Genomic DNA, 22,650 nt, shown 5'->3' on the forward strand with positions numbered 1-22,650 from the left:
TTTTTTTATGTCTGGACGTAATGAAGAACAAGGTTTAAAGGATTTGACCCTTTTGGGGAATCAACATACACAATACCCATCCGACTATGCACCTGAGGTGTTAGAGGCGGTTGACAGCCTGCACTCAAATCGCGATTATTTCGTGAAATTTAATTGCCCGGAATTCACGAGTCTTTGCCCAATTACAGGTCAGCCTGATTTTGCAACGATGTATATTTCGTATATTCCTGATAAAAAAATCGTGGAGAGCAAGTCTTTGAAATTGTATTTGTTTAGCTTCCGTAATCATGGGGACTTCCATGAGGATTGCGTCAACATCATAATGAATGACTTAATCAAGCTGTTAGACCCGCGCTATATTGAGGTTTGGGGCAAGTTTACGCCACGTGGCGGAATTTCCATTGACCCGTGGTGTAATTACGGAAAGCCTGATACGAAGTATGAAGAAATGGCGAATTTCCGCTTGATGAATCATGATCTTTATCCTGAGAAGGTTGATAATCGATAGGGCGTAGGCGCTCATTTTTAATGTGATTGGACTTCACGATAGTAGGTGGAGTTCCTAGTAAATATCGGGTCACATAAAATAAGGCCAGCTTCCTAAAGAAATCCCTTAAAGCCCGAAATGAAAAACAGAATGAAAGGGTGACAATATGCTTTTATACCTTAATGGAATTTTTGTTGGGTTGCTAATTTTATCGAACATTGTTGCTGTAAAATTGTTTAGTCTTGGAACGTGGGCGATGCTACCGGCAGCGGTTATCATTTATATTTTTACCTTTCCGATTACCGATGTGATTGTTGAGGTTTATGGAAAGAAAGAGGCACAGCGAACGGTTCGAGCGGGTTTTATCACACAAGTTTTAGCGCTTATTTTTATCGCAATTACCGTCTCCTTGCCAGCAGCTCCGGTGTTTAGTGAGCAAGCTTCGTTTGAGACGATCTTGAATGGGAGCTTCCGAGTCGTGCTTGCAAGTTTAATTTCCTATATGATCAGTCAAAATCTAGATGTGTTTGTGTTTGGTCGGTTGAAAGACAAACATGGATCGAGTAAGCTTTGGCTGCGTAATAATGCGTCAACAATGCTCAGTCAATTAATCGATACAACCATTTTCATCACCATCGCCTTCATCGGTACGATGCCTTTGGCTGTACTCGGAGGCCTGATTCTAACACAGTATATCTTCAAATTCGTTGCATCAGTCGTGTTAACACCAGTCGTGTATCTACTCGTTAACCTGGTAAGAAGGCAAGAATCAATTGCTTCTTCAAACAGTCAAGCGGTAGGCGAATAGGTGCAGAACATATAGGTAGTATATCAATAGAATCTTACACATGGTTACTGGAAGAAACTTGGATGGTGCCTGGCACCACCCAGTTGTTTACCAAATGATTTGAGAAATTGTAAAAAGCCCCCTAACATGACCGTTAGGGGGCTTTTTGGGTGGTTAGTAAAATCCATCTTTATAGAAGAATCTCAATCTTTTCTTCGTTTGATTTACGTAATTCTTCGATTAGTTCGTTCACTTTTTCATTTTTCTTTTGAGCCAATACTTGTTGTTCTAATTGAGGTTTCATTGTTTCAAAGTCTTCTGGTTCTTGTTCTTGAGTCTCGGCTGACTCTTTGTATTGGTTATATACGGCTTGTAGTTCCTCGTCAGTAGTAGATAGCTCTCCGACATTATTATCGAGATATTTAGTGATAATAAGTTGTTTTTTTACTTGCTCGCCTAATTGTTCTTCAGTTAATTTATTCTTTTCTAGTAACTCTTCAAACTGTTTGTCCTCTTCGAACTGGGATTTAATCGCATCTATTTCACTATCAATCTCACCTTGTTCAACAGAAACCCCATCTTGTTCTGCTGTTTGAAGAATTAACTCGGTATTAATCAGTTGGTCTAATACCGACTTTTCCACTTCTTCTTTCATTTCACTATCAAGTTCATCGAGATTAATCCCTTGTTGTTCATATGATGTTTTTGTATTCTCTATTTCTACTTCATAGTCTTTCTTCAGAATATCTTTTCCATTAACAGTCGCTACAATTTCATCCGAACCGCCACTGCTACATGCTCCTAGTAGGAACGTGACAATTGCCATTGCTATAAACCATTTCGATGTTTTCTTAAACAAATTAATTTCCCCCTCAGATCAGCATGACCGTAATTGTATCATAATTCATAGAAAAGTAGGGAGATGTAAATGAATTGTTATAATGTTGTAACTTGGAAATTTCGGTAAATATGTTAGAAACTTGGAAGGTGCCAGGCACCTTCCAGGAATTAACATCCAACAATGGGCCAAGTACTACATAGGTATGGTTAGAGGATGAAATTGTCGATAAATAATGATCTTCATCTGACAAGTTTCTTGTAGCTTCGGAGGTGCTTTTTGTTATTTTAAGAAAAAGTGTGTTAAGAGGTGGTGTCAGGATGAATTTTGACTATCTATTAAATGCTCTATTTGGTGAAAGAGAAGTGCTACATGCACTAGAGTGTTCAGTTTGTGGATTTGACGAAATTTACTATATAGACCCCTCAACCAAAAAACAAATCGGGAGAGCATGCCAAGGTTGCCAATTTGTGCAAAAGTTTGAGTTTTAGCACCATGGTAGAATGGAGTATATAGAAATGGAAGTAACTGGATGGTGCCAGGCACCTTCCAGGGAATTACCACAAGGAAGGAGGTGGGATGATGGAGTTGGCTTCGGTTCGATATCCGATTATTCAAGCTCCGATGGCTGGGGGTGTTTCGAATCCAACGCTAGCATCAGCCGTTTCGAATGCAGGAGCACTTGGTTTTTTGGCAGGCGGGTATAAGTCGGCATCTCAGATGCGGGAGGAAATCCTCCAGATGCGTAAGTTAACCACTCAGCCTTTCGGGGTTAATGTCTTTGTCCCGGGGATTGATGTTGTGGACACTCAAGCGGTTGCTAACTATGCAAAGTTGCTTAAGAAAACCGCTCAGCTACTTGATGTGAATGTTGGCGAAGCAAAAATGGATGTAGATGATGAGTGGGAAGAAAAGCTAGAGGTACTATATGAGCAAAGAGTGCCGTTTGTAAGTTTCACTTTCGGTTGTCCATCTGCAGATGTGATTAGCAGATTGAGAGAGTGTGGGTCTTGTGTAATGGTCACCGTTACAACACCAGCAGAAGGAATCTTGGCGAGTGATGCGGGAGCCGATGTACTTGTGTTGCAGGGAATTGAAGCGGGAGGACACCGGGGTTCTTTCCTTAATTCTGAAGAGGATGACTACTCGCTCGCTACTTTGTTGGAGGTTTTACAAGAAGAAGTCCGTTTGCCGCTGGTTGCTACTGGGGGGATTATGCATGGTCTCGATATTAGTAGTTTATTAGAAGCGGGGGCAGATGCCGTCCAGTTAGGGACAGCCTTTTTAAGTTGCCATGAGAGTGGGGCGAACGAGGTTTACAAAAAAGCATTGGTGGACCCTCAATTTGACTCAACCACTGTAACAAGGGCTTTCACTGGGAGACGAGCGAGGGGCCTCACAAACGCCTTTATCCTTGAGCATGATTCGGTTGCGCCAGCCGCTTATCCTCATCTTCACCATATGACAAAAGAAATCCGAAAAGCAGCTGTTGATGCCAAAAGGCCTGAATTTATGTCCCTATGGGCAGGTCAGCGGCATGAACTTGCTAGAGATTTACCTGCTGCTAGACTCGTGGAACTGCTTGTGAAAGAAGCTGGGTTTGGCTGGTAAAAAACTGGATGGTGCCTGGCACCATCCAATTTTGAGGTAGCGAATGAGGTGCATGCCCTTAGGTGGTGTGTGCCTATTTTAGTTAATAAGGGAAAAACGGTTTTGGATTGAGCTGCCGCCTTTTACTACCGTGAGGTTTGGTATTTTAGGTGCTTAATCGCTTCGGCGTATTGAAAGAGGTGCTAGAGAAGTTTAGAATAATATCCGAACAGGTATTCATGAGGTTGAAGGTTAGAAGTTTATGGTATGAGAGGATGTTCCGCCTTGAGTACTTAGTATAGTTTTAGAAGAAATCATACTAGGAGGATTTTAGAATGGGAAAGATCAGGTGGGGTGTATTAAGCACGGCCAATATTGCTAGAACACAAGTGATTCCAGCGATTAGGCGTGCGGAGAATGCTGAAATGACAGCGATTGCTAGTAGAGGCATCAAAGTGCATGAAGTTGCGGAGGAATTGGAAATCCCGAAAGCTTATGAGAGTTATGATGCTTTACTGGATGATCCGGAAATTGATGCCGTCTATCTTCCTCTTCCAAATGGATTACATAAAGAATGGGTTGAAAAGGCAGCGAAAAAGGGGAAGCATGTTCTATGTGAAAAACCTATTTCGCTCACAGCAGACGAAGCGGTAGAAATGGTCCGGGTGTGCCAGGAGCAAGGGGTTGCATTCATGGAGGCGTTCATGTATCAGTTTCATCCTCAGCATGAACGTGTTCGCGAAATCATTGCATCTGGAGAAATAGGGGAAGTGAAGTTATTTAAATCTAGCCACTCCTTTTATCTTGAAAATCGTGATGGCGATATTCGAATGGACAAGGAGTTAGGAGGGGGAGCCTTGTATGATTTGGGATGCTATTCCATTCATGCGTTACGGGCTATTTTACACACAGAACCGTTAGAAGTGCAGGCGGTGGCGGAACTTGATCCGATGTCAGGAGTAGATTTATCTACATACGTTCAATTTAAGTTAGAAAATGGTGTTCGAGCCATCATTGACTGTAGCTTCGACATGACCCATCGCAATGAGTATGAGGTGGTGGGGACAAAAGGTTCCATCAAAGTTCCGTATGCGTTCCGACCCGATGTAATTGGTGGTATGGGCTCGGTTATCGTTCAAAGTGGCGATGTTACTCGTGAAGAAAGAATACATGGCGACATATATTGCATAGAGGTTGAACATTTTTCACAGGCGATACTAGATGGGAAAGAGCCGCTCTATTCTGGAGCATCCGCGGTGGAAAACATGAAAGTCATTGATGCGTGTTACGAGTCAATCCGAGCAGGGAAAGTAGTAAGAATAACTAGTAATTAATTGGTTGGTGCCAGGCACCATCCAGTTTTCTGGGAATAACAAAGGCCGGTTGTCGTTTGGGACAACCGGCTTTATTGATTGGGTTCTGGTTCGAGCCAGGTTTGGGACCATGTTTCTATTTCTTTCATGATGGGCTGTAAGGCTGCCCCTTTGTCGGTTAGGGAATACTCGATTCGTACGGGTGTTTCAGGGTAAACATCGCGCTTGACGATGCCTTGGTTCTCTAAGTCTTTTAACCGCTCTGACAGGACTCTTCCGCTGATGCCCATGGAGGATTCCAACGTGCAGAACCTTTTGGGACCGGTGAGGAGTTGATAAATGACTAACCCTGTCCAGCGCTGGCTCATCAAACTCATCGCTTTTTCAAATCGTGGGCAAATGATTGCAGGATCCATTCCACATCACCTCTATCTCTATTTATATGCATTTTCTTACGGATAACAATATAATTACAATACAATATTTAAGAACTTGACACAAGTTAATAACAAAAATATAATTACTTACTATAAGTAACTAACTTTTAAAAAATGAAACCAACCTAACTATAAATTTGGAGGCTATTAATATGAACTTTCATGAAAAGCCGAACACATTTGTGTCTGAAGTGAATCTGAATGTTGCGGATTTACAGCGTTCACTTGAGTTTTATCAAAGTATTATTGGTTTGAAGGTTTTAGAAAAGACCGAAGAAAAGGCGGTGTTAACTGCTGATGGAAAAACACCCTTGGTCACGATTGAACAGCCAAGTGTAGTCCGTCCAAAGCAACCACGCCGAACTGGTTTATATCATTATGCTTTGTTGCTCCCAAGTCGAGCGGATTTGGCGAAAGTCATTCTTTACATGATTAATATGAAGTATCCACTCCAAGGTGGGTCGGATCATCTTGTGAGTGAGGCGCTTTATTTGGCTGACCCTGACGGCAATGGCATCGAAATCTATACCGATCGCCCAGCCTCGACCTGGAAGTGGGAGGGCAAGGAAGTCGTGATGGCGACTGAGCCAATGAATGTCGAGGATATTCTAAAAGAAGATGATGGAAAACCATGGAGCGGCCTTCCTGCTGGTACAATTATGGGGCATATCCATTTGCATGTGGCAGAGTTTAAAAAAACAGAGGAATTTTATTGCCAAGGTCTAGGGTTTGAAATTGTCTGTCGTTACGGAGGTCAGGCGCTGTTTCTCTCAACAGGTGGATACCACCATCATATTGGCCTGAACACTTGGAACGGTGTCGGGGCTCCAGCTCCTGAGGAAAACAGTGTTGGAATGAGCTCTTATCAGGTTGTATTTCCTAATGAAGGAGCTCGTCAAGAGGCAATATCTCGTTTAACTGGTATAGGTGCAGCCATATCAGAGGTACAAGGTAGCTTGTTTACAAAAGACCCATCAGGGAATCGAATTGAGTTAAGGATATAGGAGTAGCGAAGTGTGTTCGTGAAGATCTCCTTGAAGCGCAACATTTTTTAAATCTGTAATTTTAAAAATAAAGAACGATAAGCAAGAAGTGTAACCATCCAAAAGGTGACGGATGTTGGAAAGTTGAAAGACATTGGAGATTGTTACTACTAAAAGTTAGATTTAGGTGGTTTTAACATGAAGCTTGAAGCAGATGTTTGTATTGTTGGGGCCGGACCTGGGGGTGCCCTGTTAGGTTATTTATTGGCTAAAAACAATCTGTCCACGATTGTGATTGAACGACATGAGGCAATAAATAAGGAATTTCGTGGCGAACATCTGAATCACGAGGGAGAAGCGGTCTTACGGGCTTTAAATCTTTATGACAAGGTCGAGCAAGAAGGTCTGCTGATGATGAAGTCAGTGGAATATTGGCAAGATGGCGAAGTAGTAAAAAGAGTGAGGCCCGGCAAAGGGGAAAAACACGTTGGGATTCATGTTCCACAGCGGAATTTACTAAATGTATTCATCCGTGAAGCTAAAAGGTTCCCACATTATCATTTGCTTATGGGGACACGGTTGACAGAGGTCCTTACCGATGAAACCGACTCAGTGACAGGGGTAAGAGCGAAAAGTGGAGAACAGGAAGTGGTGATTAAAAGTTCGGTAGTGATTGGTGCCGATGGCCGATTTTCGACACTGCGTAAATTGGCCCAGCTTCCTTTTTCCATTTTTCCACACGGGTACGATTTATTGTGGGCGAAGATTCCAAGCCCAAAAGGCTGGGAGCCAACCATTCGCCAGGCGCTAGTGGGCGATAAGCAGCTCGCCGTCTTTACTCAGGCTGGTGGGTTTGTGCAAATTGGGTGGAACATTCCGGAAGATTCGTTTCCAGTATTGAAAAAGCAGGCGTTTATGCCATTCATTCAACAGGTAAGTGATGCGTTTCCTGAATTGGCTGGAAGTGTTCAACGGTATATTCGGTCGTGGAATGATTTTATTTTATTAAAAGTTCATAGCTCTGCATGTGAAACATGGGTAAAGGACGGGCTTGTGATTATGGGGGATGCTGCGCATACGATGAGCCCTACGGGTGCTTTTGGCATCAATGCAGCTTTAGTTGACGCTGAGGTGTTGAGTGATGTCCTTGTCGATGCATTAAGGCTAGGGGACACAAGTGCTGGTCAATTGAAAAAATTTGAGCTGTTACGCCGTGGTGCAGTAGAAAAATTACAAGAGATCCAACGAGTAAAAGAAGAAACATATAGAAAAAACTTCGCTGTACCAACGCTGTATTAATTAGCGTTGGCAGAGGATGAATGGTTTTCGGATGGGAGGAGTACGGTGGAAGAGTTAAAAATGAAGTCAAAGGTTCTTTCTGTTTTAGAAGATAAAATTCAACTGATTAAAACAGGAGAGGAAGCCATTTATCTAGTTGGACCAATAAAGTTACCTGTCAACTTGGACGGGGAAACAGTCGAATTTAAATGGTATAGCTGGGTCCAGTCAGAGGATGTAGTAGAGGACTTTCAAGTAGTTATTGATCGATTATCCTCTGCGCAGTTGGCCGATTTACAACAGTCGAGTGTCCTTGTCTATGGTGATTTTGAATATGAAGAGAATGCCCTAATTCGCATGCACTCGATTTGCCATACGGGGGATATTTTTGGCAGCAAGCGTTGTGATTGTGGTTTTCAGCTGAAACAATCGATGAAAATGATGGTTGAGCATGGATGCGGTGCATTATTTTATTTGGCCAACCATGAAGGACGTGGGATTGGCTTGTTCAGTAAAGCGATGGCTTATATTCTTCAAGAAAATGGCTATGATACTGTTGAAGCTAACCACGCGCTCGGCTTTGCTGATGATTCAAGGGATTATCGAGAAGCGATCGAGGTATTGAAGGCGTTGCGAGCGAAGCCAGTTACATTGATCACCAACAACCCGAAAAAGCTAGAAGCCCTAAGGGAAGCAGGTTTATCCGTCTCAGGTAGAACACCGTTATGGGGAGACGTATCAGAGTACAACGAACGCTACCTAGAGACCAAAAGAGAAAAGTCAGGACACATCGTGTGATAAATAAGTTGTTGAATTTCCAGTTTCCTGGATGGTGCCTGGCACCATCCAGCTTAAGGAAGGTGTTTGGATTTGAGATTTGGTTTTGATATTGATGATACATTGATTAATTTGAGGGAGCATGCCTTTCATCTTTATAATCAGAAGTTAAAACAAAGTGTGGGGTTGGAAGCTTTTCGGGAGCTTAAACGAGTGGAAATCCATGAGCCCTTTGGGTTAACGGATGAAGAGGGGAAAGAGATGTGGAACCGCTCCTTAGAGGAGATCTATTATACCTCCTGTCCGGCTTATCCGGGTGCAGTGGACATGCTGAATGAATTAGTTAACCAGGGGCATGAAATCTATTATATTACCTCAAGGCCGAAAGAACATGGCGAGCGCACGAAGAAATGGTTACTTGAGAGAGGATTTCCGGTTCAGGATCATCACTTTTTTTATGGGATGAAGGATTCTGAGAAAGTGGATATCATTCGTGAGTTAAAGCTAGATTTTTATTTTGATGATAAACCCGAAGTGCTGGAAACATTGAGTGATGAAGCTGGTGTTAAGGTTTTTGTTAAAGATCAATCGTATAATCGGCACATCGAGCTCGCAAGGGTGAATAATTGGCCAGATTTCAGTTTCTGATGAGGGGTTAGCGATAGGAAGGAAATTAATCTCGTCTGTGGGAAAAATTGGGCGGTGGCTGGCACCATCCAAAATTTCTCAAATAAATTAGGGTTTTATTGAATGCTATGGTATACTTTGTCTACCGTTTTCTTTATTGATTCATGTTCCCTGCTCATTTCAATGAGCAGGGTTTTTTATTTTTGGTTCTGTTAAACAAGGTTGTTGATTTGCGCTCCAGGCGCTTGCTTTCCGCGGGGCGGGCGGTGAGCCTCCTCGTCGCTGCGCTCCTGTGGGGTCTCACCTGTCCCGCTGCTCCCGCAGGAGTCAAGCGCCTTCCGCTCCAATCAACGGTTAGTAAAATCAACGAAGCCCTATAACGGAGCTATATTTTTAAAAGGAAAAACAAAGTATAACGAAACTCAATCCACCCTAACAAAGTTTGAGAAAAGAGCATGAAAAAAAGACCCTACAAGAGGGTCTTTTATCTATCTATCGTTTGATTCGTTAAATTTACGCTTTACGTACGTTAGAAGCTTGTGGTCCACGTTGACCTTGTTCAACTTCAAAAGTCACGTCTTGACCTTCGTCTAAAGATTTGAAACCTTCGCCTTGGATTGCTGAGAAGTGAACGAATACGTCGTCTCCAGCTTCGCGTTCGATGAATCCGAATCCTTTTTCTGCATTAAACCATTTAACTTTACCTTGTTCCATTTTGTGTATCCTCCTCGTGTGCCAAGCACACTTTGTATTACTATCCTTGCTTATTAGAGACAGAAAGCAGATTCGCTCAACAATCTTTCGAACAAACAAAAATAATTCTATCTAAATATAACAGGAATTCCAAAAATGTGCAATGGGAATAAAAGACTAATTCTGTCAGCATAGGTTAGAAAGCGCTTACTGGATGAATCAAAAAATCATCAAAACTCCTTAGAAGGCGAGGGGTTTTGATGATTTGGTTACTGACGTTTATATTTATTTTTTACGAAGTCTTTGCGCCTAGGAACATTCTTTCATCGAGCAAGTCGCTAGCTTGGGTTTCGCTAATTCCTTTTACCAACCCAAGTTCACTAATGAGCAACTTTTTCGCATTTGTCAGCATTTGTCTTTCGCTTGAATTTAGCTTCTTTTCAGAATTCCGAATTGTTAAATCACGAACAACTTCGGCTCCTTCAAGCATGCTCCCTGATTTTACTTTTTCCATATTCGATGTATATCGTTGTTTCCAAGTTAATGAAGGGTCGAGTTCTTCCTGTTGAAAAACGCCAAATACCTCTTCTAATGCCATACTATCAACGATGGAGCGAATGTTGGAATTGATCATTTTGTCTACAGGAATCATGACTTGCATCTGGTTTGGCATCATGATGACATAATACTGCTTAATTATTCCTTGGATTTCCTTTTCCTCAATGGCCGCTATTACACCTGCTCCGTGCATCGGATAAACAATATGATCACCAATTTGAAACATTCATCCACCTCCGGTTTAATTACCTTGATAATCTTAACACATAAATTGATTTTACACAAATTAATCATGATACCACATTTATTTTGAGTGAGTCAATAGTTTTGAAAGCGATTATAAGCGTTATTTTTAAAGGGTTATTTTATAGGTGGCAGGGGTATGTTGGAATCTGTCTATTGGTATGGAGAATTCCCGATTATTTGCCTCGGGCTTTTAGAACGTATATTCTTCCTAGGATCGGTTAAATTATATCTTTTTTTAAAAGAGTAATTGGTTTTTTCTTCCTTATCTAAGTAGTAAAATAGACTTAAGGACGTATGACTTTCTTGTAAGCCTCAGGTCTGATGAACAATTAAAACTAGAGCCGTTTTTCCACCTTAGTGAGTTTCTATAAAATGGAATTAAGATAAAGAAACAGGGAGGAAATGAAGATGAAAAAGAGCTTTTTAGCTGGGGTAGTGGGCGTGAGTTTGTTGTTATCAGGCTGTGGGTTGTTTGTCAATGGAACTGGAGATAGTGGTGGGATTCTTATTGAAAAAGACAAGGCAAAAGAACTAGAACTTGAATTAAAGATCGGTGCTGGTCAATTGAACGTTAGTGACGGGACAAAGGAATGGGTTGAAGGCACGATTGACTATAAAAACGATAAGTTGAAGCCGGACGTTTCGTATAAACTTAAAGGAAATAAAGGGACGGCCGTGATTGAACAGGGAGATGGACTGTTAGATAAAATTAACTTTGGAGAGACAAAGAATCATTGGAATCTTAACTTAAGTGATGACATTCCGGTGGATTTAAAAGTAAATTCAGGAGCATCTGAAACTTCCCTGGACCTAAAAGGTTTAGAGCTTATGAATTTAGAAGTAAACGCTGGTGTAGGTGATGTCACAATTGACCTTGGCGGAGATTGGAAAGAGAGCTTTGATGCGACTTTAAGTATGGGAGTTGGGAAATCAACAATCATCCTCCCATCTGAAGTAGGAGTGAAAATTGATTCCTCAAAAGGTATAGGAAATGCCAGTTTTAATGACTTAATTTCCAAAGGGGATGGGATTTACGTTAACCAAGCATATGAAGATGGCACTGATGTTATCATAAACCTAGAAACCAGCCTAGGTATCGGCGACGCCACTTTTAAAGTAGAATAGTCTGGTGCCAGGCACCATCCATAATATGGATTATAAAAGCAGCGATCCTCTACACTTCGAATATAGAAGTTAAGGGGGTTGCTGTTTTTTTCTTCTATAGAATCACAGCTAAAAACAAAGGATGTACTGAAGCCTCGTTTTAGTATTGGAATTCACAGATCATTCCTTCATACTATTTAAGTGTACCAATTTTGAGCGAAGCTGGAGGGTGCCAGGCACCATCCAGTAATTGGGAGGTGGTGAGGGGAAGGATGTTTAAAATCGTGTACGAGAGCTTGATGCTTCTTCTCGTCATGCTTACCGTTGTGACCATATGGACAGAGGAAACCTATAATTCAACGATTCATTGGCTTGTATGGTTAGTGTTCGTAATAGATTATTTCATTAGATTATTAACTTCTAAGGAGAAGTGGAGCTTTATAAAGCGCAACCCTTTTTTGTTAATTGCCATCATTCCGTTTGATCAGTTTTTCCAGGTGGCTCGATTCGTTCGCGTCATTTATTTATTCCGTCTTAAAACGATTACTAAGTACTATATTAGTCCGTATATTGAGAAACTAACCTACCAATCTTTAACCGTGTTTATAACGATTCTTGCCTTGTTATTGGTAGCTGAGTCTATTGTCATTAGGTGGCTGGAAGGTTCAATTCATACTTACTATGATTCTATTTATGTCATCTTTAGTCACCTATTATTTTTCGGTCACCAGACTTATGTAATAGAGAGTCCAATATCCATTTGGGCATTAACAGGCACATCAATCATCGGAATCTTATTACAAGGTGTAGCCTTGCAGTGGGCTTTTACTAAGTTCGAAAATATTTATCTAAGGTTAAGAAAGACCAGAACAGAGAATGAGCGGTTCTAACCCAGAAACTGGATGGTGCCAGGCACCATCCAGTTTTTGGGTGTGCACAGCACCAGTTCATGATTTAATATAATTGTAGCTAAGTAATTTTCCGGGAATGGTGGAATGTCCAATGTTTTTATTTGATTATATTGTTAATCTTTCTATTTTTTCCTTATTGGTTATTCTGCCTTTGGTTCTTCTTAGTTCTATTCAGTTTAAGTCTATTAAGTATTATCGCATTTGGGTCGGAATTTACGGGGGAATCGTTTCTGTCATTTTGGTGATGTTATCGATTCAGCACCTTGGGTATTCCTACGATATTCGCTACGCGCCTGCCATTCTTGTATTTGCGTATTTTGGACCCGTATCAGGAATCATTACTGGAGCAATTATGTTAGTCGCGAGACTGGTCCAGAGTGGGAATTGGTATCCAGCGATTATGGGATGGACAATGATTATGGTGAGTTTTTCTGTTCTCCATTTTTATATAAAACGTTTTAGTCTAGTTAAAAAATGTACAATTATTGTTGTTGCTTATGTTGTCATGTATACGATGATTGTTTTTTATTTTAATATCTTGGAAGATCACCCTGCTTTTCACGTTCAGTATGTTTCGTTTGTCATCTTAGGGGTAATTTTAGGAGGCGTGTTGCTAGAATCATATGGAAAGCTCTATCGGGTCCATCAGCAGCTGTCTGCGATGTACAAGCTTCTATGGGATAGCGAAGCAAATTACCGGCTCATTGCTGAGAATACGTCTGACCTGATCATGGTGGTGAGGAGTGACCATACGATTAGTTATTTTTCACCTTCCCACCAATCAGTGCTCGGTTTTAAACAGTCGGACTTAGAGAAGACCGTGTTATGCGGTTTTATTCATCCAGAGGATGTAACCATGTATAAACAGACCATTGAGATGATGTTTAATCATAAAAATTCATCTACCTTAGAATTCCGTATGAAACATAGTGAAGGGCATTGGATTGAGTTTGAATCAAGATGTAAGCCTGTTGTAGGGGAAAATGGCGAGATTGAACAGATTGTTATCATAAGTCGCGATATTTCTGAGCGTAAAAAAGCGGAAGAACTGTTATTGCAATCAGAAAAGCTTTCGATTGTAGGGGAGTTAGCTGCGGGAGTCGCGCATGAAATTAGAAATCCGCTTACTACGATAAAAGGGTTTGTCCAGCTTAATAAAGTAGTAGGTGGGTCGACGCAATATAATGATTTAGTTTTAAGTGAGTTAAGTAGGATAGAAGGAATCACGAGTGAACTTCTGTCACTTGGGAAACCACAAGCGGTTCAGCTCACTGAGAAGAACGTACAAGAGTTGGTCGAAAATACCATTCAAATCTTATCTCCCCAAGCTCTTATGAATGATGTTCGCTTTCATCTTAAGGGAGAAGAAAAGCCAATCATAATCACTTGTGAGCAAAATCAAATTAAACAAGTGTTTTTAAATGTCTTAAAGAATGCCATAGAGGCCATGAAAGACGGCGGAGATATCAACATTCAAATAAGGAAAATTGGCGATAAGGAATGTTTGCTTTCCGTTCAAGACCATGGCTGTGGTATTCCAGAGGAACTCCAGCCTCGCTTAGGTGAACCTTTCTACTCGTTAAAAGAAAAAGGCACAGGGTTAGGCTTGATGATCTGCCATAAAATAATTAAGCAGCATCATGGCAGCATCGTGTATAAAAGCAAAGTTCAAGAGGGAACCACAGTTGAAATCACCCTCCCCTGTTTGTAGGTGATGAATGGAAAATCCCTGGAAGGTGCCTGGCACCTTCCAAGTTTTAGGGGATCGAAACTTGTTGAAAGAATTTAAAACAGTGGAAATTTACCACAATCTATACTAAATAATAAGTGTAGTGAAAACAGGACGATAACCTAGGGCTTCTGTTTTTTTAGTTTAACCAAATCCTACCAGGTGCCAGGCACCATCCAGTTATCTACCATTTCCCTTCTATATGAATTCCAACAATTTTTTGTCTTGCTTGTATCTAGGGTTTGATTTGGATAGAATGGGAAGGTGAATGTTTTATTGGATTGTTATGACTGACCGGTAAGTCACCGATGACCGCTGAGTCAAAAAAGTGAAACTAATTGGATAAGAAATACGTAGTAGAAACAGGTGTTGATATGAATGAAAAGAAGAAGAGGTTATTTGATTCTGGAATGAAGTTATTTGCTAGCAAAGGCTATCACCGGACATCGATTCAAGAGATAACCAATGAGGCGGGTGTATCTAAGGGATCATTTTATGTTTATTTTCAATCGAAGGAAGAATTTATGCTCACGGCCTATCAACATTTTTACTCGCAAATGAAGGAAAGAATAGAGCGAGTAAGGCAGGTGGATCTTTCGCCAAAGGAGAGCCTTGCGAAGCAAATTAACGTCTGGATGCAGTATATCTACGATCATAAAGATTTTATTATGATGCATCTGCGAGAGAATATATCAATTGCAGGTAGTGTGGATGAGTTAACACAGAAGATCAAGGTGGACAGCTACCACTGGATGCGTGAGAATATTGAAGCCATTTATGGACCTGAAGAAATGAAACCAAACTTAGTGGATACAGTTATACAATTAGAGGGTTTGCTTCAGTCCTATTTAAAGTGGAAGCTGCACGATGAAGTGGACATTGAAATTGAAAAACTAGGCCCGTTCCTCGTTAGACGGTTGGATGACCTTGTCAAAGGAATGCGTGAGCGCCAGGAGGAAGCACTTGTCGTCATCAACCAACTTCCACATACCTACGAGAAGAGGCGCGGCCAAACCGATGAGACTCGAAGTCTACCAGAAACAATTTTGGAACTTAAGGAAAAACTTCAGGGGTTAGCCCTTCCTGATGAAAAAATCAATCAGCTGTACGAGGTGATCGACCTTTTAGAAGCAGAGGTAGGAAAAGAGAATTGCCAGCCTGTATTAATTCAAGGTTTGCTTGCTCATTTTAATCCGATTGCGGAAGTGGAGCAAGAATGCCAGGAAATTGCCCGACTTTTAGATGTGAAGTTATTGCCTTAAAACTTGAAAGTCCAATGGATACTAAAAATAGGGACAACTAGGGCGACTTGGCCAAGTTAGACGGTCGAGTGTAGACACTTGAAATGCATAACGCACCGCTGTCAGCCTATTTAACGAAATATCCAGCCAACGACAGCAGTGCCCAAACATGTCCGCCTGAATTAACAGGATACTACCAATACAGATAATTTCCTGTCGTTATAACCAATACAAACGAACCATTAATGACCTTACCATTGAAAGGAGCTATTTTTAGATGAAAAAAATGCTTTTTAGTGCTACAGCCATCCTCCTCCTCTCCTCACTTGCGGCTTGTTCCGAAGGAGATTCAGAAGATACAAACGCAGCAATTGAAGAACGAGTCGTAGCTGTGGAAGTTGAGGAGGCAGCAACAGGGGACTTGACGATTGAGCGCTCGGTCTTCGGGCGAACGGCCGCTAATACGACAACACCGATCCTCATTCAAACACCAGGTGAACTAGATACGCTCGAAGTGAAGAATGGTGACCAAGTCGAAGAAGACGATATCATTGCGAAAATCGCTACTCCTATGGGGAAACAGAACATTCGAGCACCGAGAGACGGAGAAATTTTAAATTTAACAGCTGCAGAAGGGGATTATGTCTCCAATGAACAACCATTTGCGCTTATCGCCGATTTGGAGATGATGAAGCTGAACTTCGCGGTTACCGCTGATGTTCGTAAGCTTTTCACTATTGATAAAAAATTGACAGCTACGATTCATAATGAAGAATACGAGGCTACGATTACTTCCATCAGCACGGTGCCGGACGACACTGGCTTATATCCAATCGAAGCAACAGTGTCGAATAAAAACAAAGCCATTTTACCAGGAATGGTTGTAGAACTATTCGTGCCGGAACAACAGGTGAAGGATGCCTTAATCGTTCCAACGGCAGCGATTATCGAAGGAAATGACGAAACATATGTGTATGTGATTCAAGACAACAAGGCTGTTCAACAGGTAGTGACCGTGGTTGAAACGCAGTCGGCTCAGACTGCGATTGAAGGCGATGTTCAAGAAGGCGATGAACTCGTGGTCACCGGGCAGCTTACACTTTCAGACGGCGTTCAGGTGAACGTTGTGAAAGGGGAATAGACATTGAAGTTAGTAAATACATCAGTTAAACGACCAGTCGGCGTCATCATGATTGTCCTTGCGATCATTGCGCTCGGGGTTGTTTCCGTCCGAAACTTGGCGGTCGATCTTTTTCCTAAAATCGATCTACCAATCGCCGTAGTCGTCACAAGTTATCAAGATGCCGCTCCTGAAGATGTTGAAAACTTAATCAGTCGAAGTATTGAAGGTGCGGTTAGTACTGTCGAGGGCATCGATACGCTTCAATCCCAGTCGCAAGCTGGCTCCTCGATGGTGATGATGATGTTTAAAAATGACGTCGATTTGGACCAGGCTTTGCTCGATGTCAGGGAAAAAATCGATCAAGTCAGACCGATGCTTCCAGAACAAGCAGGGGACCCGAGAATTTTAAGGTTTAGTCCAGAGGCGATGCCGGTGATGTTCATTGGGGTAACGGGGAAAGACACGGCCCACTTAACGGAAATCGCCAACGAACAAATTGTCCCGTATCTTGAACGTCAAGCGGGTGTTGCATCTGTTACGGTTGAGGGGGCAAAAGAGCGTGAAATCCAGCTCGAGCTAAACCCTGCAAGTCTGCAACAATACGGGGTAAACGCGCAAACCATTGTTCAAGCGCTAAATAGTACGAATCGCTCCGGTTCTGTCGGGACGATTGAAAAGGGGAATCAAAATCTCCAACTGAGGGTTACCGGTGAATTTGAATCGGTTGAGGATATTGGTCGAACGATTATTCAAACTCCAACAGGGGCAACTATCCTTTTAAATGATGTTGCGACAGTATCTGATACCTTCTCAGATACCACTTCGACAGCTCTAGTTAATGGTGAACCATCGTTAGTGTTGTCCATCATGAAACAAACGGATGCCAATACGGTCGAAGTGGCTGGAAATGTCACCGATAGTTTAGAGGAACTCGAAGGGGACTTATCCGCTGACATCAATCTTGCGACCTTGATTGATACCTCTGAATTTATCACGATGTCCATCGACTCGGTCATCCAAAACATCTTGATTGGTGGCGTCATTGCCGTTTTAATCCTGCTGTTATTTTTAAAAAGTATCCGAGCGACGTTAGTTATCGGATTATCGATTCCAATTGCGTTAATCTCGACGTTTGCTTTGATGTATTTTACCGGACAAACGTTGAATGTGCTGACGCTCGGTGGATTAGCGTTAGGGATCGGGATGATGGTCGACAGCTCGATTGTTATTTTAGAAAATATTTACTCGTATCGAAAACGAGGGTATAGCTTAGTAGAATCGGCAACGATGGGAGCCTCTGAACTGGCGCCAGCGGTTATTGCCTCAACGACGACGACATTGGTTGTGTTTTTACCAATGGTGTTTGTCCAAGGAATTGCGGCTGATTTATTCCTTCCGCTTGGGTTGGCAGTGGCCTTCTCACTTGTTGCCTCGCTTGTTGTGGCAATTACTTTAGTGCCGATGCTGTCTTCAAAGCTGCTTTCTTCGGCAATCGAAAAGGATGGGCGCCGTTATTGGTTTGACAAGTTCCTCGATTGGGTGAGAACGAAATATACAGGTGGATTAAAACGCGTGTTGAGGTTCCGGAAAACGAGCGTGCTCGTCACCGTCCTGGGTATTGCGGGAAGTTTGGCGCTCATCCCACTGATTGGTGCGGAATTAATGCCAGCAGCCGATCAGGGACAGGCGCAAATTACTGTTGAAACCGAATCAGGTACAAAGTCGGAATACACGTTAGAAGTGATTGAACAAGTAAATGAAGTGATTGCAGAGTACGATGATGTCGTTGAAGTTAGCTATGTGACCGTTGGTGGCGGCGGCATGGGCATGGGAGGAGGATCTTCTAACCGAGCCTCTTATACGTTGCAGCTTGTGCCGGTAACCGAAAGGGATCAATCAACGGCAGAAATTATGCAAGATATGGATAAAAAAATGCAGTTGATTGCTGGTGCAGAGATTACTGCTGGGGCACAAGATGCCGGTTTAAGTACGGGAAATCCAATTCAAATTGAATTAAACGGACCGGAGCATGACGTCTTACGTGAGCTAGCCGAAGAGGTTGTTGCGGAAATTGCAACGATTGATGGCGTGTCTAATCCTGAAAGTGGAGCATCCGAAGGTGTTCCGCAGATGAGTATTTTGGTTGATGAAGGGAAAGCAGCTGCCTATGGCCTTACGCAAGAACAAATCATGAGCCAAGTGCAGATGCAGTTTATGGGCCAAACCGCGACCAGATACCGTGAAGAAGGTCAGGAAATGAATGTTACCCTCATCTATCCAGAGAATGAGCGTAGTACAATCAGTGATTTGAAAGATGTAAAAATTCAAACCGCAACAGGGGCAGTTATGCCACTAGATGAAGTGGCGGAAATTGTGGAATCACAAGGACCTGTCTCGCTGCAAAGACAAAATCAGCAGCCGCAAATCAATGTGACAAGCGAATTAGTTGGACGTGATTTGGGAAGTGTGAGTGAAGAAATCGAGTCTCATCTTGCAGCGATGAACTTCCCGGAAGGGTACGGCTATACGATTGGCGGGGAAGCGGCCGATATGCAAGAGGCGTTCGTTGATCTTGCAGTTGCGCTAGTGTTCTCAATCTTCCTAGTATACGCTGTTATGGCGGTACAGTTTGAAAACTTCCTGTATCCATTTATCATCATGTTCGCTCTGCCGACATCGGTGATTGGGGTCCTTGGCGGCTTATTTATCGCTGATGTTCCGCTAAGTGTTCCAGGGTTTATTGGGCTGATTATGTTAGCCGGGATTGTTGTAAATAACTCCATCGTGTTGGTGGATTATATTAATATTTTACGTGGAAGAGGCATGGAACGGAATGAGGCCATCATTGAGGCCGGACGAAGCAGATTGCGTCCAATCTTGATGACGACGTTAACGACCGTGCTGGCGATGATTCCATTGGGGCTCGCATTAGGTGAAGGTGCCGAAATGCAACAGCCACTCGCGATCACCATCATCTTCGGACTCAGCGTATCCACGCTGTTCACGCTCTTCCTAGTTCCTGTCATCTACACCATGTTCGATAACCTAACCGCATGGATGACCGGAAGAAGAAGAAAACGCAAAAAACAAGCAGAAGAAATGTAAAAAAACTGGATGGTGCCTGGCACCATCCAGTTTTTTATGTTGAAACCCAATTATCTCCTAGGTGCCAGGCGCCATCCAAAATATTTCCAATTATTCTGTGTAGATGTGTTTGTTCTTTCTGAATTTTGTGTCATAATGGACTTTGTGAAATAAATGGAGGGGAGGAGCGAAGTTGATACTGGACCTCTTATTTCTCGGAATCTTTATCTTTGCTATTGTCTATTTAATTCGCTATCAGGTGAGCTTAACGAAGGCTGCTGAAATTTCTCATCGGGCGCTATATCCAAAAAATGAACAAGAGTATGCTAGCATCCTCATTCCGCATGAATGGAAAAGGATGGAACCACTGACGAAAACAACAAAGTCCTATCTTTATGTCAAATGGGGAACGATAGCAGTCCTAATATTTTTAACTAGTTTAATTGCTATGGTGTTGTGGACAGATTGGTTGGATTCGGTCTTTTTTAGCTTTGCTTACTTCTTTTATATGCTTATTAAAATAATTCCACATAAAGGGAGCTTGTTTATTCTTCAGGAAGGGGTAATCTTCAATGGAAGAACCTATTCTACCCATCAAATAAAGGGATATGAAGTGGAGGAGATTATCCGTTGGCATGAGCTATATGGTCTCGATGACCGCGTCAATTATGGCTTTAAGCTGACCCTTCATTTGAAAAACACAAGATTCTTCGAGCCAAACTTTGTCGTGGTGACGGATGAAAAACAACTTGAAAAAATTCTTCGCCTATTAAATGGGCAGGGGATCACAGGAGGATTTTTGACTGGCAAAGAGAACGCTAACGAACATAAACAAACGAGAAATGGATAAAGAAAGCGGGTGCCTCAATTAAAAGAGGAAACCCGCTTTTTTGTATGGAAATTTTGTATGGAAAAACTAGTTGGTGCCAGGCACCATCCAGAATTTGGGTTAAAAGGCACCTGATCCTCCGCCTCCACCGCCGACACCGCCTCCGCCAGTACTAGTGCTAGTTGAGCTGGAGATACTGCTTTGTGATGTTTGGTTTGCGTTGTGGAACGATGAGGACGCGAGAGGTCCAAAATAAGTGAACGCTGCGATATCTGCCGGGGTGTATGCACCAGTGTTTTTAAATTGGTACTTCAATGGCGTCTGAAAAGATTTCACAAGTTCCTCGTTCTTCTCCACAATCCCCTTGTTCTTAATACCAATTCCGTATATATAGGCACGCATTTGTTCATCCTTGCTTAGCCCTTGCCATTCTTCCCCTGTTAAGCCCTTAAACCGTTCCTTCAGCAGCCCCCAATCGTGAATGATCTTTAATCCAATCCATGTTTTCGGTTTATAAAAGATCGCATAGAAAATAGCTGTTAAAAACAACACTCCACCAGCAAGAAACCATCCGATTAAATCATAAGTAGCAAAAAGGATAATAACTGGCAATAAAAGGAGGCTAATGACCGCGAGCGTCCACCGATAGCCTTTATTTTTCTCATATAAGCCCTTTTCCTTCACTTCACTAGCGACTGCTTGCATCCATTTTACTTCATTAGAATGATAGGTTTGGTGATTGGCTTTGTTTTTAATGTATGCCGAAAGGTCGTTGAAACTAAATTGGCCTTCTTTTCCGACTGTATAAAATAAGAACGAGATAAGCATCCGCTCATGGTGTTTTAACCCTTTCTCATTGTGTGAGTTAATTTTAAATTGAGTGTTAGAGACTTGGCTAACATAACCCTGCCTAACTAAATCCATTAACGCCGCCGCCATCGCTTCTGCTGATTGGCTAGCTCCATTTGTGAAATATATTGTTGCCGGCAAACTCATTACTTGTTCAGGGACAAAAAAGGTATCGGCAGCTTCTCGTTCAACAGCCGCTTTTTTCATCTTGTACCTCAAGTAGGTGAGTAACATTAACCCAAAGAGTAGAATGGCTAAAATAGGTACCCCGACTTTCGCAATCGTTGAAAGAGTTTGTTGTGTTTCTACCCGTGCCGCAGCTTCGTCGAGCAAGTCTTGCTGAGCTTTTATAATCTCCGTCCTCATTGGCTTGCTGGCTGTCAGTGAGGCACTTGGGAAAAGGGTAGCATCATAGGCAACGCGAATATCCCCATTTTCTCCAGCTGGCACCTCTCCGAGTTCAAAAACCACCTTTCCATCAGACAAAATCATCTCAGTCTGAAACGCTTCGTCATATCCAAAGCCAAGCACGTCTGTGGTTTCCTCTGGAGGAAGAATGGTGACTGTAAGGTTTTCGTAAGACGATTCATTTCGGTCGTCAAAGAATGGCCAGTAAAATTCAGCCACATCGGAGTAGACATCGACACCATTTTCAATCGTATACCCCAACGAAACAGTGATTTGTTCATCTTCTCCTTTTCGATGAACGAGGTAGAGGTCATCCTCTTTTTCAACCCTTAAGTTTTCTCCGTTCTCCGCCGCCTCAAATTCTCCGATGCTCGTTCCTTCCTTTGGGACTAGCATTCTGGTAATTCCGTTAAACTCGCCATCAAAGTTGTACGTGTGAGTCTCATTTACTTCAACGTTCCCATTAGGTAATAAATGAGCATCAATCCGTACATCAGTAATCGAATAGTCAACCGCGAGCCCTTCGCGTGGGAACAGGAAAACCAACGTGATCGCTGCGAGTAAGAACATAACAGAGATTTTTCCCTTAGCTGCCATCTGTACCGCCGTCCTTCCTTTCTCATATCTATAAGAAATACTACGAATAAATAGATGGAAAAGTTTCACAGATGAGTCTATGGTGTAACGGAAATGGTGTAGTTAAGGCACCAACAAGAATCATTGGTGCCCAAAGTAGGAAGAGCCGGAGGAAGAAAGGT

Annotated in this window: 21 protein-coding genes; 16 read left to right on the top strand and 5 right to left on the bottom strand. The window is 42.3% G+C overall.

Annotation, left to right across the window (positions count from 1 at the left end):
• Nucleotides 1-7: 7 nt before the first annotated feature.
• Entirely contained in the window at nt 8-508 is a 501-nt protein-coding gene (gene queF, locus BMX30_RS16445; RefSeq protein WP_090748169.1) for a preQ(1) synthase, read from the top strand.
• 145 nt (nt 509-653) lie between these two features.
• The gene (locus tag BMX30_RS16450) at nt 654-1,295 is read left to right on the top strand and encodes a queuosine precursor transporter (protein WP_090748171.1); all 642 of its coding nucleotides are present in this window, start codon (nt 654-656) and stop codon (nt 1,293-1,295) included.
• A gap of 169 nt (nt 1,296-1,464) precedes the next feature.
• On the opposite strand, the gene BMX30_RS16455 is transcribed toward BMX30_RS16450, so the two are convergent.
• Nucleotides 1,465-2,133 (bottom strand): SurA N-terminal domain-containing protein, encoded by a 669-nt coding sequence (locus BMX30_RS16455; protein WP_090748174.1) that lies wholly within the window; start codon nt 2,131-2,133, stop codon nt 1,465-1,467.
• Between the two features lie 299 nt (nt 2,134-2,432).
• On the opposite strand from BMX30_RS16455, the gene BMX30_RS16460 reads away from it, so the two are divergent.
• From BMX30_RS16460 to BMX30_RS16470, 3 genes are all read left to right on the top strand, one after another.
• A complete protein-coding gene (locus BMX30_RS16460; protein ID WP_090748177.1) occupies nt 2,433-2,603 on the top strand; it encodes an acyltransferase in 171 nt (56 codons plus the stop codon).
• Between the two features lie 91 nt (nt 2,604-2,694).
• Nucleotides 2,695-3,723 carry an NAD(P)H-dependent flavin oxidoreductase gene (locus BMX30_RS16465; RefSeq protein WP_211482082.1) on the top strand — a complete coding sequence of 343 codons (1,029 nt, stop codon included), beginning with the start codon at nt 2,695-2,697 and terminating at the stop codon, nt 3,721-3,723.
• Between the two features lie 314 nt (nt 3,724-4,037).
• Nucleotides 4,038-5,036 carry a Gfo/Idh/MocA family protein gene (locus BMX30_RS16470; RefSeq protein WP_090748183.1) on the top strand — a complete coding sequence of 333 codons (999 nt, stop codon included), beginning with the start codon at nt 4,038-4,040 and terminating at the stop codon, nt 5,034-5,036.
• A gap of 71 nt (nt 5,037-5,107) precedes the next feature.
• Here BMX30_RS16470 and BMX30_RS16475 read toward each other — a convergent pair whose 3' ends face one another.
• Nucleotides 5,108-5,431, bottom strand: coding sequence for a winged helix-turn-helix transcriptional regulator (locus BMX30_RS16475; protein WP_090748187.1), 324 nt, complete (start codon nt 5,429-5,431; stop codon nt 5,108-5,110).
• 173 nt (nt 5,432-5,604) lie between these two features.
• On the opposite strand from BMX30_RS16475, the gene BMX30_RS16480 reads away from it, so the two are divergent.
• The 4 genes from BMX30_RS16480 to BMX30_RS16495 all read left to right on the top strand — a co-directional run bounded on the left by BMX30_RS16480 (nt 5,605) and on the right by BMX30_RS16495 (nt 9,138).
• Nucleotides 5,605-6,456, top strand: coding sequence for a VOC family protein (locus BMX30_RS16480; RefSeq protein ID WP_090748189.1), 852 nt, complete (start codon nt 5,605-5,607; stop codon nt 6,454-6,456).
• Nucleotides 6,457-6,633: 177 nt separating this feature from the next.
• Nucleotides 6,634-7,734 (top strand): FAD-dependent monooxygenase, encoded by a 1,101-nt coding sequence (locus BMX30_RS16485; protein ID WP_090748192.1) that lies wholly within the window; start codon nt 6,634-6,636, stop codon nt 7,732-7,734.
• Between the two features lie 60 nt (nt 7,735-7,794).
• A complete protein-coding gene (locus BMX30_RS16490) occupies nt 7,795-8,511 on the top strand; it encodes a GTP cyclohydrolase II (protein ID WP_425283774.1) in 717 nt (238 codons plus the stop codon).
• 72 nt (nt 8,512-8,583) lie between these two features.
• Nucleotides 8,584-9,138 carry a 5' nucleotidase, NT5C type gene (locus BMX30_RS16495; RefSeq protein ID WP_090748289.1) on the top strand — a complete coding sequence of 185 codons (555 nt, stop codon included), beginning with the start codon at nt 8,584-8,586 and terminating at the stop codon, nt 9,136-9,138.
• Nucleotides 9,139-9,630: 492 nt separating this feature from the next.
• On the opposite strand, the gene BMX30_RS16500 is transcribed toward BMX30_RS16495, so the two are convergent.
• Nucleotides 9,631-9,831: a cold-shock protein gene (locus BMX30_RS16500; protein ID WP_090748198.1), complete on the bottom strand. Its 201-nt coding sequence runs from the start codon at nt 9,829-9,831 to the stop codon at nt 9,631-9,633.
• 271 nt (nt 9,832-10,102) lie between these two features.
• A complete protein-coding gene (locus BMX30_RS16505; protein ID WP_090748202.1) occupies nt 10,103-10,594 on the bottom strand; it encodes a CarD family transcriptional regulator in 492 nt (163 codons plus the stop codon).
• A gap of 428 nt (nt 10,595-11,022) precedes the next feature.
• On the opposite strand from BMX30_RS16505, the gene BMX30_RS16510 reads away from it, so the two are divergent.
• The 7 genes from BMX30_RS16510 to BMX30_RS16540 all read left to right on the top strand — a co-directional run bounded on the left by BMX30_RS16510 (nt 11,023) and on the right by BMX30_RS16540 (nt 20,656).
• A complete protein-coding gene (locus BMX30_RS16510; protein WP_090748205.1) occupies nt 11,023-11,739 on the top strand; it encodes a toast rack family protein in 717 nt (238 codons plus the stop codon).
• A 251-nt stretch (nt 11,740-11,990) separates the two neighbouring features.
• Nucleotides 11,991-12,608, top strand: coding sequence for a transporter (locus tag BMX30_RS16515; RefSeq protein WP_090748208.1), 618 nt, complete (start codon nt 11,991-11,993; stop codon nt 12,606-12,608).
• Between the two features lie 112 nt (nt 12,609-12,720).
• Nucleotides 12,721-14,340, top strand: coding sequence for an ATP-binding protein (locus BMX30_RS16520; protein WP_090748211.1), 1,620 nt, complete (start codon nt 12,721-12,723; stop codon nt 14,338-14,340).
• Between the two features lie 356 nt (nt 14,341-14,696).
• Entirely contained in the window at nt 14,697-15,620 is a 924-nt protein-coding gene (locus tag BMX30_RS16525; protein WP_090748214.1) for a TetR/AcrR family transcriptional regulator, read from the top strand.
• Nucleotides 15,621-15,876: 256 nt separating this feature from the next.
• Entirely contained in the window at nt 15,877-16,740 is an 864-nt protein-coding gene (locus tag BMX30_RS16530; RefSeq protein ID WP_090748217.1) for an efflux RND transporter periplasmic adaptor subunit, read from the top strand.
• A 3-nt stretch (nt 16,741-16,743) separates the two neighbouring features.
• Complete coding sequence (locus BMX30_RS16535) at nt 16,744-19,827, top strand: efflux RND transporter permease subunit (RefSeq protein WP_090748220.1); 3,084 nt, start codon at nt 16,744-16,746, stop codon at nt 19,825-19,827.
• A 172-nt stretch (nt 19,828-19,999) separates the two neighbouring features.
• Entirely contained in the window at nt 20,000-20,656 is a 657-nt protein-coding gene (locus BMX30_RS16540) for a hypothetical protein (RefSeq protein ID WP_211482083.1), read from the top strand.
• A 99-nt stretch (nt 20,657-20,755) separates the two neighbouring features.
• Here BMX30_RS16540 and BMX30_RS16545 read toward each other — a convergent pair whose 3' ends face one another.
• Nucleotides 20,756-22,489: a DUF2207 domain-containing protein gene (locus BMX30_RS16545; protein WP_090748223.1), complete on the bottom strand. Its 1,734-nt coding sequence runs from the start codon at nt 22,487-22,489 to the stop codon at nt 20,756-20,758.
• Nucleotides 22,490-22,650: the final 161 nt, after the last annotated feature.

Origin of the sequence: Mesobacillus persicus, assembly GCF_900109925.1 — a bacterium.
GTDB classification, from domain to species: Bacteria; Bacillota; Bacilli; order Bacillales; family Cytobacillaceae; genus Mesobacillus_B; species Mesobacillus_B persicus.

What these genes read in the sequence shown, in the direction of transcription:
- queF (WP_090748169.1), top strand. Translation starts at nt 8, where the DNA reads ATGTCTGGACGTAATGAAGAACAAGGTTTAAAGGATTTGACCCTTTTG.
- BMX30_RS16450 (WP_090748171.1), top strand. Translation starts at nt 654, where the DNA reads ATGCTTTTATACCTTAATGGAATTTTTGTTGGGTTGCTAATTTTATCG.
- BMX30_RS16460 (WP_090748177.1), top strand. Translation starts at nt 2,433, where the DNA reads ATGAATTTTGACTATCTATTAAATGCTCTATTTGGTGAAAGAGAAGTG.
- BMX30_RS16465 (WP_211482082.1), top strand. Translation starts at nt 2,695, where the DNA reads ATGGAGTTGGCTTCGGTTCGATATCCGATTATTCAAGCTCCGATGGCT.
- BMX30_RS16470 (WP_090748183.1), top strand. Translation starts at nt 4,038, where the DNA reads ATGGGAAAGATCAGGTGGGGTGTATTAAGCACGGCCAATATTGCTAGA.
- BMX30_RS16475 (WP_090748187.1), bottom strand. Translation starts at nt 5,431, where the DNA reads ATGGATCCTGCAATCATTTGCCCACGATTTGAAAAAGCGATGAGTTTG.
- BMX30_RS16480 (WP_090748189.1), top strand. Translation starts at nt 5,605, where the DNA reads ATGAACTTTCATGAAAAGCCGAACACATTTGTGTCTGAAGTGAATCTG.
- BMX30_RS16485 (WP_090748192.1), top strand. Translation starts at nt 6,634, where the DNA reads ATGAAGCTTGAAGCAGATGTTTGTATTGTTGGGGCCGGACCTGGGGGT.
- BMX30_RS16490 (WP_425283774.1), top strand. Translation starts at nt 7,795, where the DNA reads ATGAAGTCAAAGGTTCTTTCTGTTTTAGAAGATAAAATTCAACTGATT.
- BMX30_RS16500 (WP_090748198.1), bottom strand. Translation starts at nt 9,831, where the DNA reads ATGGAACAAGGTAAAGTTAAATGGTTTAATGCAGAAAAAGGATTCGGA.
- BMX30_RS16505 (WP_090748202.1), bottom strand. Translation starts at nt 10,594, where the DNA reads ATGTTTCAAATTGGTGATCATATTGTTTATCCGATGCACGGAGCAGGT.
- BMX30_RS16510 (WP_090748205.1), top strand. Translation starts at nt 11,023, where the DNA reads ATGAAAAAGAGCTTTTTAGCTGGGGTAGTGGGCGTGAGTTTGTTGTTA.
- BMX30_RS16515 (WP_090748208.1), top strand. Translation starts at nt 11,991, where the DNA reads ATGTTTAAAATCGTGTACGAGAGCTTGATGCTTCTTCTCGTCATGCTT.
- BMX30_RS16520 (WP_090748211.1), top strand. Translation starts at nt 12,721, where the DNA reads ATGTTTTTATTTGATTATATTGTTAATCTTTCTATTTTTTCCTTATTG.
- BMX30_RS16530 (WP_090748217.1), top strand. Translation starts at nt 15,877, where the DNA reads ATGAAAAAAATGCTTTTTAGTGCTACAGCCATCCTCCTCCTCTCCTCA.
- BMX30_RS16545 (WP_090748223.1), bottom strand. Translation starts at nt 22,489, where the DNA reads ATGGCAGCTAAGGGAAAAATCTCTGTTATGTTCTTACTCGCAGCGATC.